Source organism: Escherichia sp. E2562 (assembly GCF_005781075.1).
Lineage (GTDB): Bacteria > Pseudomonadota > Gammaproteobacteria > Enterobacterales > Enterobacteriaceae > Escherichia.
Genome location: NZ_VATM01000005.1, coordinates 122,407 through 134,753 on the forward strand (window position 1 = coordinate 122,407; position 12,347 = coordinate 134,753).

Sequence of the window (12,347 nt, forward strand, 5' to 3'; positions counted from 1 at the left end):
CCGGGGCAGGGATGGCTGAACTGACTGCGCTTCACACATTAACAGCGCAAATGAAACGTGAAGGGATTCGCCGCTTGTTAGTGTTGAGCGGCGAAGGAAGCTGGTGCGGTGAGCATGCGCTTAAGTTGCGTGACGTATTACCGGGCGACTGGCTGTGGATTTCGCCGCAGCCAGCTTCTGAAAACCACTGTACGCCATCAGCGCTACAAACTTTACTTGGGCGCGAGTTTCAGCATGCGGTATTCGACGCCCGCCAGGGTTTTGATGCCGCCGCTTTTGCGGCACTTAGCGGAACGCTGAAAGCGGGAAGCTGGCTGGTGTTGTTGCTCCCTGCGTGGGAAGAATGGGAAAACCATCCTGATGTCGATTCGCTGCGCTGGAGTGATTGCCCTGGTCCTATTGCGACTCCGCATTTTGTCCAACATCTCAAACGCGTACTTGCGGCGGATAACAACGCTATCCTCTGGCGACAAAATCAGCCGTTCAAGTTGGCGCATTTTGCTCCTTATCCAGACTGGCGTCCTGCTACTGGCGAGCCGCAACCAGAACAACAGCACATATTACAGCAACTGCTGACCATGCCGCCGGGCGTGGCTGCGGTAATTGCTGCGCGCGGGCGCGGTAAGTCGGCGCTGGCGGGGCAACTCATTTCCCGTATCTCTGGCAGTGCGATTGTTACAGCACCTGCGAAGGCTGCAACGGATGTGCTGGCGCAGTTTGCGGGCGAGAAGTATCGCTTTGTGGCGCCAGATGCCTTATTAGCCAGTGATGAAAAAGCCGACTGGCTGGTGGTTGACGAAGCCGCAGCCATTCCTGCACCACTGTTGCATCAGCTTGTATCGCGTTTCTCACGCACTTTGTTAACTACAACGGTACAGGGCTATGAAGGCACCGGACGTGGTTTTTTGCTGAAATTTTGCGCCCGCTTTCCGCATTTACACCGTTTTGAACTGCAACAGCCGATCCGCTGGGCGCAGGGATGCCCGCTGGAAAAAATAGTCAGTGAGGCACTGGTTTTTGACGATGAAAACTTCACTCACGAACCACAAGGTGACATCGTCATTTCCGCTTTTGAACAGGCGTTATGGAGAAGCGAACCAGATACACCGTTAAAGGTATATCAGCTATTGTCTGGTGCGCACTACCGGACCTCGCCGCTGGATTTACGCCGGATGATGGATGCACCAGGGCAACATTTTTTACAGGCGGCTGGCGAAAACGAGATCGCCGGGGCGCTGTGGCTGGTGGATGAGGGCGGATTATCTCAAGAACTCAGTCAGGCGGTATGGGCGGGTTTTCGTCGCCCGCGGGGTAATCTGGTGGCCCAGTCGCTGGCGGCACATGGTGACAATCCAGTGGCGGCTACGTTGCGCGGACGGCGGGTCAGCCGGATTGCAGTCCATCCGGCGCGTCAGCGCGAAGGCGTTGGGCAACAGCTCATTGCCAGCGCTTTGCAATATACGCATGGCCTCGACTACCTTTCGGTAAGCTTTGGCTACACCGAGGAATTATGGCGTTTCTGGCAACGATGCGGTTTTGTGTTGGTGCGGATGGGCAATCATCGCGAAGCCAGCAGCGGCTGTTATACGGCGATGGCGTTGTTACCGATTAGCGAAGCGGGTAAACAGCTGGCAGAACGTGAGCATTTTCGTTTACGCCGCGATGCGCAAATTATCGCGCAGTGGAATGGCGAAACTATTCCAGTCGATCCACTTAACGATATCGTGGTTACTGACGGCGACTGGCTGGAGCTGGCTGGTTTTGCTTTCGCTCATCGTCCGCTTTTAACGTCATTAGGCTGTTTAATGCGTCTGCTGCAAATCAGCGAACTGACATTACCAGCGCTGCGTGGGCGCTTGCAGAAAAACGTCAGCGACGCGCAGTTATGTACCACACTTAAACTTTCGGGGCGTAAGGCGTTGTTGGCCCGTCAGCGTGAAGAGGCGGCACAGGCGCTATTCGCGCTTGATGATACCCGCACTGAACGCCTGCGCGATCGCATAACGCAATGGCAATTTTTTCACTGACTCCTTCAATTTTATCCCATGGTCATTGTGAGTCAGCGGCGTAAAATTAATGACATCAGTTAAGGAGTTCGCCATGAAACATGACCATTTTGTTGTTCAAAGCCCGGATAAACCTGCGCAACAGTTGTTGCTGCTTTTTCACGGTGTCGGCGATAACCCGGTAGCGATGGGGGAGATCGGCAGTTGGTTTGCACCGCTGTTCCCGGATGCGCTGGTGGTGAGTGTCGGTGGCGCGGAGCCGAGCGGTAATCCGGCGGGGCGTCAGTGGTTTTCGGTGCAGGGCATAACGGAAGATAATCGCCAGGCGCGTGTGGATGCCATCATGCCGACCTTTATTGAGACGGTGCGCTACTGGCAGAAACAGAGCGGAGTAGCGGCTAACGCCACGGCGCTAATCGGTTTCTCCCAAGGCGCGATTATGGCGCTGGAGAGCATTAAAGCCGAACCGGGCCTTGCCTCACGCGTCATTGCTTTTAACGGACGCTATGCCAGCCTGCCGGAAACCGCGTCTACAGCCACGACAATTCACTTGATTCATGGTGGTGAAGATCCGGTTATCGATTTGGCGCATGCGGTTGCGGCGCAGGAAGCGTTAATCAGTGCCGGTGGTGATGTGACGCTGGATATCGTGGAGGATTTAGGCCATGCGATCGACAATCGCAGTATGCAATTTGCCCTGGATCACTTGCGTTATACCATTCCGAAACATTATTTCGACGAAGCGCTAAGTGGCGGTAAGCCTGGCGATGATGATGTAATTGAAATGATGTAATAACAGCTGCGTAGGCCTGACAAGACGCGTGAGCGTCGCATCAGGCATTGTTCACCGTTGCCGGATGCGGCGTTAACGCCTTATCCGGCCCCTCAGCTTACTTCTTCGGTTGATCCTTTTTCGGCCAGTCGTCGTCATCGTCCCACTTATCGTTGAAATCACGATGCGGGGGAAGCTCCGGCTTGTTGGCGAGAAATTTCTTATGGTCGACGCGCTTGAGATCTTTAATCACGTTCAGCAGGACGCCCACCAAAAAGACAATCACCAGAATCCACCAATATTTAGCCAGCCAGTCCATGCTTATTTCCTCTTACAGAACGACTCATCAGGCGACGAGCTGTTCCATGATTCGTTGATACATACGGGCAAGTAGCTGCAGGTCGGCAGCATTCACACATTCATTAATTTTATGAATGGTAGCATTGACCGGCCCGAGTTCCACCACCTGCGCCCCCATGCGAGCAATAAAGCGCCCGTCGGACGTTCCGCCTGTGGTCAGTAGCTGCGGTTTAATTTCATTATAGTGCTCAACGGCGTTCACTACCGCATCCACCAGTTTACCGCGGGCGGTCAAAAATGGCTGCCCGGAAAGCCACCAATCCACTGTATAACGCAGTTGATGTTTTTCAAGCAGGGCAAGCACCTGCGCTTTGATCATCTCATCAGTCAGTTCGGTACTGAAGCGGAAGTTAAACTGCACAAACAGTTCACCCGGAATAACGTTGTTACTGCCCGTTCCCGCCTGAATATTGGCAATCTGCATACTGGTCGCCGGGAAGAATTCATTGCCCTGATCCCACTCAATAGCCACTAATTCATTAAGGAAAGGTGCTGCGCGATGTACTGGATTATCAGCCAGATGCGGGTAGGCCACATGCCCTTGCACGCCATGAATGGTGAGGTTGCAGGTTAACGATCCGCGACGGCCATTTTTCACTACATCGCCAACCACTTCGATACTCGACGGCTCACCGACCAGGCAGTAATCCAGCCGTTCATTACGCGCCATTAACGCTTCGACTACTTTGACCGTGCCATTGTGGGCGCTGGCTTCTTCGTCTGAGGTGATCAGAAATGCCAGTCGGCCTTTATGGTTGGGATGTTGCGCGACAAAACGTTCTGCTGCCACTACCATTGCCGCCAGCGAGCCTTTCATATCAGCCGCGCCGCGCCCGAACAACATGCCATCGCGAATGGTTGGCTCAAATGGTGGGTTGATCCAACGATCGGCATCGCCTGGAGGGACTACGTCAGTATGTCCGGCAAAGGCCAGGGTTTCTCCCTGTCCACGCCACGCCCAAAAATTCTGCGTATCCGCAAAATCCATGCGTTCAATGGTAAAACCGATTGCCTGCAGACGGTCGATCATGATTGCCTGACATCCTGCATCATCAGGACTTAAGGATGGGCGGCGAATAAGCTGCTGTGTCAGCTCAATAACCGGACACGACATAGACTACACCTCATGGAAAAATTGCTGATAACTGGATTCACTGAAACCCAGCAGCATAGGCTTCCCTGGCGCACAGAGCAATGGGCGTTTGATGATTGCAGGCATTTCAGTCATTAATGCCATAGCGGAGGCCGCATCGGTGATATTGTTGCGGGTAGCTTCGTCCAGCTTGCGCCAGGTGGTGCCACGGGTGTTAAGTAACGCTTGCCAGCCTAATTCATTGATAAAAGAGTTCAACAATTCACTGTTCAGGCCATCAACACGGTAATCGTGAAAGCGAAAGTCGATGTTATTGCTTTCCAGCCAACGACGTGCTTTTTTAATGGTGTCACAATTTTTGATACCGTAAAGGGTAACCATAATGAATCCTTTTGCGATTATTAAGAATAACTAATCATTTAACGGTCAATACATATTTCCCGCAAATGATTATCAGGCAATATAACATTATTAAGGTATTTAACTTAACAATTATTAAATGGTTGTGAACAATTTTAATGCAATTATTAAGAATGTTCCTCTTGGTATATTTTTGTATTTTAAACAGAATTAATTCAGTATTAGAATCCGTATGAATATGTCGAAATGTTGCTGTTCATCACATAAAAATCCCTGTCACAGGGCCATAGTATTAACGTAGGCTTCACCCCGGAGGTAGTAATCACAGCAATCGAATAAATTAGCTTCACCACGGTATATTGTTTCCGTAGAATACCCATAATTATAAGAGAGGTTGTTATGATTGAACGTGAACTGGGGAACTGGAAAGACTTTATCGAAGTTATGCTTCGTAAGTAATTTTCAGAACAGGAAATGAAAGAACCTGACGTCAGGTTCTTTATCAGAAAGTTGAAAAAGGCGACACATACGTATGTCGCCTTTTTTATTGCTTATTCTGGTCGAGGCTTCAGTGGGAAGCGACGACGCACCAGCACAAAGAATAGCGGCACGAAGTAAATCGCCAGAATGGTGGCAGAAATCATCCCGCCCATTACGCCAGTACCGACGGCGTGTTGACCACCGGAACCGGCACCACTGCTGATCGCCATCGGCAATACGCCGAAGATAAACGCCAGCGATGTCATCAGAATCGGACGTAAACGCTGACGGCAGGCGTGGAGTGTCGCTTCAAACAGGTCGTGGCCTTTTTGATTCATCTCGTTGGCAAACTCAACAATCAGGATGGCGTTTTTCGCCGACAAACCAATGACTGTTAGCAGGCCAACCTGAAAGTAAACATCGTTTTCCAGCCCACGCATCCAGGTTGCCAGCAGCGCGCCGATAACCCCCAGCGGTACAACCAGCATTACCGAGAACGGTACTGACCAACTTTCATAAAGTGCAGCCAGACACAGGAATACCACCAGCAATGAAATGGCGTACAGCGCCGGAGCTTGTGCTCCGGAAAGTCGTTCCTGGTACGACATCGCTGTCCACTCCAGTCCAAAGCCGTTCGGCAACTGCTTCACCAACGATTCCATAATATCCATCGCGGTACCCGTACTGACGCCCGGGGCGGCTTCCCCGACAATTTCTACCGCAGAATAGCCGTTATAGCGTTCCAGACGCGGCGAGCCTGTTTCCCAGCGAGAGGTCGCGAAGGCGGAGAAAGGCACCATGCCGCCGTCTTTGTTACGCACATACCACAGGTTAATGTCATCTGGCAGCATGCGATACGGCGCGGCAGCCTGCACATAGACTTTCTTCACGCGACCGCGATCCATAAAGTCATTCACATAGCTCGAGCCCCACGCGGTTTGCAGCGTGTCGTTAATATCGTCAATGGCAACGCCCAGTGCCTGCGCTTTGCGCTGGTCGATATCAATCTGCAATTGCGGGCTGTCGTCCAGACCGTTATGGCGCACACGAGTAAGTTCTGGGTTTTCCGCCGCGAGCGCCAGCAGCTGATTACGCGCGGCCATCAGCGCATCGTGACCAGCCCCGGCGTGGTCCTGCAACTCCATATCAAATCCAGCGGAACTGCCAAGACCGCTGATAGCAGGCGGGCTACTGGCGATAACGCGAGCTTCTTTGATTTTATTAAATTCTTTTGTTGCACGTTCGATAATGGCAAACGAGGTGCCTGTTTTACTGTCGCGTTCGCTCCAGTCTTTCAGGCGGACAAACATTCGTGCCACGTTTTGCCCGTTCCCCCCTGGGCCAGAGCCGACAGTGGCAAACACCGACATGATGTTGTCTTTCTCATGGGTGAAGTAATACTTCTCGATCTGTTCCACCACTTTCAGAGTCTGTTGCTGAGTCGAACCGCTGGGTAACTGTACCGAGGTGGTAAACATGCCACGGTCTTCCAGAGGCAGGAACGACGTCGGCAGACGCAGAAACAGGAACACCATGCCGCCTAACAGCAGGACGTAAATCAAAATCCAGCGCAGGCTGCGGTGGAGAATTTTCGCCACCCCTTTTTCGTAGCGTTCGGCGTTGCGGTTGAACATCTGGTTAAACCAGGCAAAAAAGCCTTTCTGCCCGTGATGTTCACCTTTTTTCAGTGGCTTAAGTAGCGTAGCGCACAATGCCGGAGTCAGGATCATCGCCACCAGAACCGACAGCACCATTGCCGCAACAATGGTTATAGAGAACTGGCGATAGATAGCCCCGGTGGTGCCGCCAAAGAAGGCCATTGGCACAAATACAGCAGAAAGCACCATTGCAATCCCGACCAGTGCGCCCTGGATTTGCCCCATCGATTTACGTGTGGCTTCGCGAGGAGTGAGTCCTTCCTCACTCATAATACGTTCGACGTTTTCCACCACCACAATGGCGTCATCCACCAGCAGGCCGATAGCCAGCACCATCGCGAACATGGTTAAGGTGTTGACGCTATAGCCGAAGGCATAAAGCACCGAGAAGGTTCCCATCAACACTACCGGCACGGCGATAGTTGGAATCAGCGTAGCGCGGAAGTTTTGCAGGAACAGATACATGACGAGGAAAACCAGCGCGATAGCTTCTAACAGAGTTTTCACTACGTCTTCAATGGAGGCCTTAACAAACGAGGTGGTTTCATACGCCACCTTGTACTCCAGTCCGGGCGGGAAATACTGCGCAAGTTCATCCAGACGGTTGATCACCAGTTCTGCCGTTGCCATTTCGTTCGCACCGGAGGCCAGTTTTACCCCCAGCCCCGAGGCTGGTTTACCGTTGAAACGGCTAAGATAATCGTATTTCTCCGCTCCCATTTCGACGGTGGCGACATCACCCAGTTTCACTTCCGAACCGTCCTGATTTACCCGCAGAGTGATATCACGAAACTGTTCTGGCGTTTGCAACAGTGATTGGGCGTTAATGGTGGCGTTGAGTGCCTGGTTATCGACAGACGGCGTACCGCCAAGCTGCCCAACCGCAATCTGTGCGTTCTGCGACTCAATGGCGTCAGTGACATCTTTGGCGGTCATCTGGAAACTGTTCAGTTTTGCCGGATCCAGCCAGATACGCATCGAATATTGCGAACCGTAAGCGTCGATATCACCAACGCCGTTCACGCGGCTTAACGGGTCCTGAATATTACTGGCAACGTAATCGGCAATATCCTGTTTATCCATCGAACCATCGGTTGAGACGAAGGCAATGGTCAGAATGTTGGTATCGCCGGTTTTACGCACCGTCACGCCCTGATTTTGCACCGCCTGCGGTAGTTTACGCATGGCCGACTGCAACTGGTTCTGCACCTGTTGCACTGCTTCGTCCGGATCTGTACCAGCTTTAAAACTGAGCGTTACTGACGCCTGTCCAGTACCGCTGCTTTGTGATGACATATACATCAGGTTATCGAGACCAGTCATATTCTGCTCGATAACCTGGGTCACGGTGTTTTCCAGCGTCTGGGCTGACGCGCCAGGATAGTTAGCGGTCACTCGCACGTTGGGGGGCGCGAGATCCGGGTACTGTTCAACGGGCAATGAGAAAATGGCCAGGGTTCCTGTCAGACACAACAGAATTGCCAGCACCCAGGCAAAAATGGGGCGATCAATAAAGAAATTCGCCATTAAAAGAGGACCTCGTAGTTCTGCGTATCGTTATGGGCATGCCTTGCTTCACTGTAGCGGCAAGGTACGAGCCAATCGTGGAGAAAAAAAGGAGATAATGTAAATTATCATGCCCTTTTATACTGAACCTAAAATGCCAGTATTTAATGAATAGTAGGCAGCATCATATCTGCTGGCTTTCCTCGCTCTCCGCAGAGCGAAAGCTAATACTCACTAACGTGCCGCCGCCGGAAGGTTGCGAAAAAGTCAGCGTCCCACCCAATCTTTCCGCGCGCTCGCGCATGATATTCAGACCATAATGGCCTTCGGGTTCCTCCGGTTCACCGATGCCAATACCGTTGTCGCGAATATAAACTGTGTGATTGCCATCCGGCGCGGTGACGCAGCTAACGGCAATTTCGCTGGCGTTGGCGTGCTTCATGGCGTTCAGCACCGCTTCGCGAATAATTTGCAACAAATGCACCTGCATCTGCGCATCCAGCGCCAGGGTTGGCAGACGGCAGTCGAGCGTCAGTTTGGCGCTGGTTTGGTTTTGTAATGTATCCAGCATTTCACGCAGCGCAGAGGGAAGATCCGCCTGCTGTAGCGTCAGTCGGAAAGTGGTTAACAGCTCGCGTAACTGCCGATAAGCATCATTCAGCGCCTGGGAGAAGTCGGCCATGATACTTTGTGCAGTGGCGTTATCTTCGGGTATCGAACGCTTCAGTAACGTCAACTGGATACGTAAATAAGAAAGCACCTGGGCCAGCGAGTCGTGCAGTTCGCGGGCGATGGTCGCGCGTTCTTCCATCAACAGCAACTGCTGAAAATGCTTCTGCGCCTGATTAAAGTACAAACCGCGTCCCAGCATCGATGAAACGCTGTTAAGTAGCGGTTCTGATGATGACACGTGGCTATTTTGCCAGTGCAACTCGCCGTAAACCGTCTCTTGCATGGTGACCGGTAAAATCTGCATTGGCAGCTCAGGGTTTGGCTTCCCTTCGCTAATCCGCCAGTTATCCCCAACGTTCAGCTCCAGATATTCAGCAGCCTCATTGTCGCGAACAATCTGCAAAATATGGCGGAAACAATGCACATCAATCTGGCTGGTGTTCAGTGCCTGCGAACACTGATACAACACCTCCAGGCGACGCTTGGCCTCGTGGAGATCGCGAGTTTTTTCTTCTACTGACGCTTCCAGCGAGCGGTACAACTTATGCAGCTCGCTCGACATCTGGTTAAAGGTTTTTGCAAGCAGGCCCAGTTCATTGGGCAGGCTGGTATCCAGCGGCGGCGAGTCGAACTGCCCGTGTTCAATACGCTGACTGGCGGTAACCAGTTGATTCAGCGGGGCTACCACCTGATGGCGTATGCGGCGCAAAGTAAAAAAGACCAGCGTGAAAATACCGATGCCGCCAGCCAGTGAAATCGCCACTACCAGCAGCATTTTGCGTTCAGCGTAGTGTTGCAAAGCCAGCACGAACAGGTCTATCTGATTGACATAATTATTAATATTGGCCTGATACCACGGCAAATCACCCTTGATGAGCCGATTATTCATCTCCAGCCAGTTGGCATTCAGATGCGCATAGCGGGCTTTTACTGCCTCTGGCACATACCAGACGTTGAGATTGGTTAATACCGGTGAATGCAGTGCCTGCTGGAACAGTTGGCGGTGTGCGTTAAGCTGTGGACTTCCGCTTTGCAGATCGTAACCCAGACGATAACTCTGCATACGCAGCGATCCGGCAATATTGATAGCCTCAGCGTCGCGCAAACTGCTCGCCAGAGTTAGCAGAGCGATACCCGTGGAAAGAATCGACAGCAGCACAATGTAAAAAAAGGCCCGGGCCAGACTGGCCGAGACGGGGCGTTTGACAATCACACGCGTCTTCTCCACATAAAATAATGAATGTTACAGCTCGCTGAAACGCAATTTGATAAGCGATGAGATTATTTGATCTGCCACAGTTTATAGCGAAATAGTTACTTGTTCTGGGCACATGAACATTGCCGATCCCCGTCTAAGTCGGGTAATAACAACACTCATATAAAGAATAAGGTTTTTACAACCAAAAAAGAAGGTCGTTATGAATCGTTTTATTATGGCCAACAGTCAGCAATGTCTGGGGTGCCATGCTTGTGAAGTGGCCTGTGTGATGGCTCACAATGATGAGCAACACGTGTTGAGTCAGCACCATTTCCACCCCCGAATTACGGTTATTAAACATCAGCAGCAACGTAGCGCAGTGACTTGTCACCATTGTGAAGATGCGCCCTGCGCCCGTAGCTGCCCTAATGGCGCGATCAGCCACGTTGATGACAGCATTCAGGTCAATCAGCAAAAGTGTATTGGCTGTAAATCCTGCGTGGTGGCCTGTCCATTTGGTACGATGCAAATCGTCCTGACGCCCGTCGCGGAGGGCAAAGTTAAAGCCACCGCGCATAAATGCGACCTGTGTGCAGGGCGCGAAAACGGCCCTGCCTGTGTCGAGAATTGCCCGGCGGACGCGCTGCAACTGGTCACTGACGCTGCACTCTCCGGCATGGCGAAATCCCGCCGCCTGCGCACCGCGCGCCAGGAACATCAACCGTGGCATGCCAGTACCGCGGCACAAGAAATGCCGGTAATGAGTAAAGTCGAGCAAATGCAGGCAACGCCCGCGCGTGGCGAGCCGGATAAACTGGCGATTGAAGCGCGCAAAACTGGTTTTGATGAAATTTATCTGCCGTTTCGTGCCGACCAGGCTCAACGGGAAGCCTCGCGCTGCCTGAAGTGCGGCGAGCATAGCGTCTGTGAATGGACCTGCCCGTTGCATAACCACATTCCACAATGGATTGAACTGGTGAAATCTGGAAACATCGACGCCGCCGTTGAGCTTTCTCACCAGACCAACACCCTGCCGGAAATTACCGGACGCGTCTGCCCGCAAGACCGTCTGTGCGAAGGTGCCTGTACTATTCGCGATGAGCACGGTGCGGTGACTATCGGCAATATTGAACGCTACATTTCGGATCAGGCGCTGGCGAAAGGCTGGCGTCCTGACTTAAGTCATGTCACCAAAGTCGACAAGCGAGTGGCGATTATTGGCGCGGGGCCGGCAGGGCTGGCCTGTGCGGATGTTCTGACCCGCAATGGCGTGGCGGTGACGGTGTACGATCGCCATCCCGAAATCGGTGGCTTGCTCACTTTCGGCATTCCTTCTTTCAAACTGGATAAATCCCTGCTGGCACGCCGCCGGGAGATCTTCAGCGCGATGGGGATTCACTTCGAACTCAATTGTGAAGTGGGTAAAGATGTCTCTTTGGGTTCGCTTTTGGAACAATACGACGCGGTCTTCGTTGGCGTAGGCACTTACCGTTCCATGAAAGCGGGTTTACCTAATGAAGATGCGCCGGGCGTTTATGACGCGCTGCCGTTCCTCATTGCCAACACCAAACAGGTGATGGGACTAGAAGAGCTACCGGAAGAGCCGTTTATTAATACCGCCGGGATGAATGTGGTAGTACTGGGCGGTGGGGATACCGCGATGGACTGTGTGCGTACCGCGCTGCGCCACGGCGCGAGCAATGTCACCTGTGCCTACCGTCGTGATGAAGCCAACATGCCAGGCTCGAAGAAAGAGGTGAAGAACGCCCGCGAAGAGGGGGCGAACTTTGAGTTTAATGTTCAGCCAGTGGCGATTGAGCTGAATGAACAAGGTCACGTCTGCGGGATTCGTTTCCTGCGCACGCGTCTTGGCGAAGCGGATGCACAAGGGCGTCGGCGTCCGGTACCGATTGAGGGCAGTGAATTTGTGATGCCAGCCGACGCGGTGATCATGGCATTTGGCTTCAACCCGCACGCGATGCCGTGGCTGGAGTCGCACGGTGTAACGGTGGATAAGTGGGGCCGCATCGTGGCGGACGTTGAAAGCCAGTACCGTTACCAGACCACCAATCCGAAAATCTTCGCCGGTGGCGATGCCGTGCGTGGCGCGGATCTGGTGGTTACCGCAATGGCAGAAGGACGTCATGCGGCACAGGGGATCATTGACTGGCTAGGCGTAAAATCAGTCAAATCTCACTGATAGCCTACGCAGACAAACCCGACTTCACAGCGTAAGATAATT

Annotated in this window: 9 protein-coding genes; 4 read left to right on the top strand and 5 right to left on the bottom strand. The window is 52.6% G+C overall.

Going from position 1 to position 12,347, the window contains the following annotated elements; genetic code table 11:
• The first annotated feature begins 11 nt into the window (after positions 1 to 11).
• Together tmcA and ypfH are read left to right on the top strand one after the other, a co-directional pair.
• Positions 12 to 2,027, top strand: coding sequence for a tRNA cytosine(34) acetyltransferase TmcA (gene tmcA / locus FEK43_RS09480; protein WP_135407528.1), 2,016 nt, complete (start codon positions 12 to 14; stop codon positions 2,025 to 2,027).
• A 73-nt stretch (positions 2,028 to 2,100) separates the two neighbouring features.
• The gene (ypfH, locus tag FEK43_RS09485) at positions 2,101 to 2,799 is read left to right on the top strand and encodes an esterase (RefSeq protein WP_135407525.1); all 699 of its coding nucleotides are present in this window, start codon (positions 2,101 to 2,103) and stop codon (positions 2,797 to 2,799) included.
• Positions 2,800 to 2,896: 97 nt separating this feature from the next.
• Here ypfH and FEK43_RS09490 read toward each other — a convergent pair whose 3' ends face one another.
• The 3 genes from FEK43_RS09490 to FEK43_RS09500 are packed head-to-tail and all read right to left on the bottom strand — an operon-like array spanning position 2,897 to position 4,612.
• Positions 2,897 to 3,097 carry a YpfN family protein gene (locus tag FEK43_RS09490; protein WP_000383836.1) on the bottom strand — a complete coding sequence of 67 codons (201 nt, stop codon included), beginning with the start codon at positions 3,095 to 3,097 and terminating at the stop codon, positions 2,897 to 2,899.
• Between the two features lie 27 nt (positions 3,098 to 3,124).
• A complete protein-coding gene (gene dapE / locus FEK43_RS09495) occupies positions 3,125 to 4,252 on the bottom strand; it encodes a succinyl-diaminopimelate desuccinylase (RefSeq protein WP_130207439.1) in 1,128 nt (375 codons plus the stop codon).
• A 3-nt stretch (positions 4,253 to 4,255) separates the two neighbouring features.
• Positions 4,256 to 4,612, bottom strand: coding sequence for an ArsC family reductase (locus FEK43_RS09500; protein ID WP_135407523.1), 357 nt, complete (start codon positions 4,610 to 4,612; stop codon positions 4,256 to 4,258).
• A 378-nt stretch (positions 4,613 to 4,990) separates the two neighbouring features.
• Between FEK43_RS09500 and ypfM the strand changes: the two genes are divergently transcribed.
• Positions 4,991 to 5,050: a protein YpfM gene (gene ypfM, locus FEK43_RS09505; RefSeq protein ID WP_001386977.1), complete on the top strand. Its 60-nt coding sequence runs from the start codon at positions 4,991 to 4,993 to the stop codon at positions 5,048 to 5,050.
• A 92-nt stretch (positions 5,051 to 5,142) separates the two neighbouring features.
• On the opposite strand, the gene acrD is transcribed toward ypfM, so the two are convergent.
• Together acrD and narQ are read right to left on the bottom strand one after the other, a co-directional pair.
• Positions 5,143 to 8,256, bottom strand: a complete 3,114-nt coding sequence (gene acrD / locus FEK43_RS09510) for a multidrug efflux RND transporter permease AcrD (RefSeq protein WP_130207435.1) — start codon at positions 8,254 to 8,256, stop codon at positions 5,143 to 5,145.
• 163 nt (positions 8,257 to 8,419) lie between these two features.
• Complete coding sequence (narQ, locus tag FEK43_RS09515) at positions 8,420 to 10,120, bottom strand: nitrate/nitrite two-component system sensor histidine kinase NarQ (protein WP_130207433.1); 1,701 nt, start codon at positions 10,118 to 10,120, stop codon at positions 8,420 to 8,422.
• 205 nt (positions 10,121 to 10,325) lie between these two features.
• On the opposite strand from narQ, the gene aegA reads away from it, so the two are divergent.
• Entirely contained in the window at positions 10,326 to 12,305 is a 1,980-nt protein-coding gene (gene aegA, locus FEK43_RS09520) for a formate-dependent uric acid utilization protein AegA (protein WP_135407521.1), read from the top strand.
• The last annotated feature ends 42 nt before the right edge of the window (positions 12,306 to 12,347 follow it).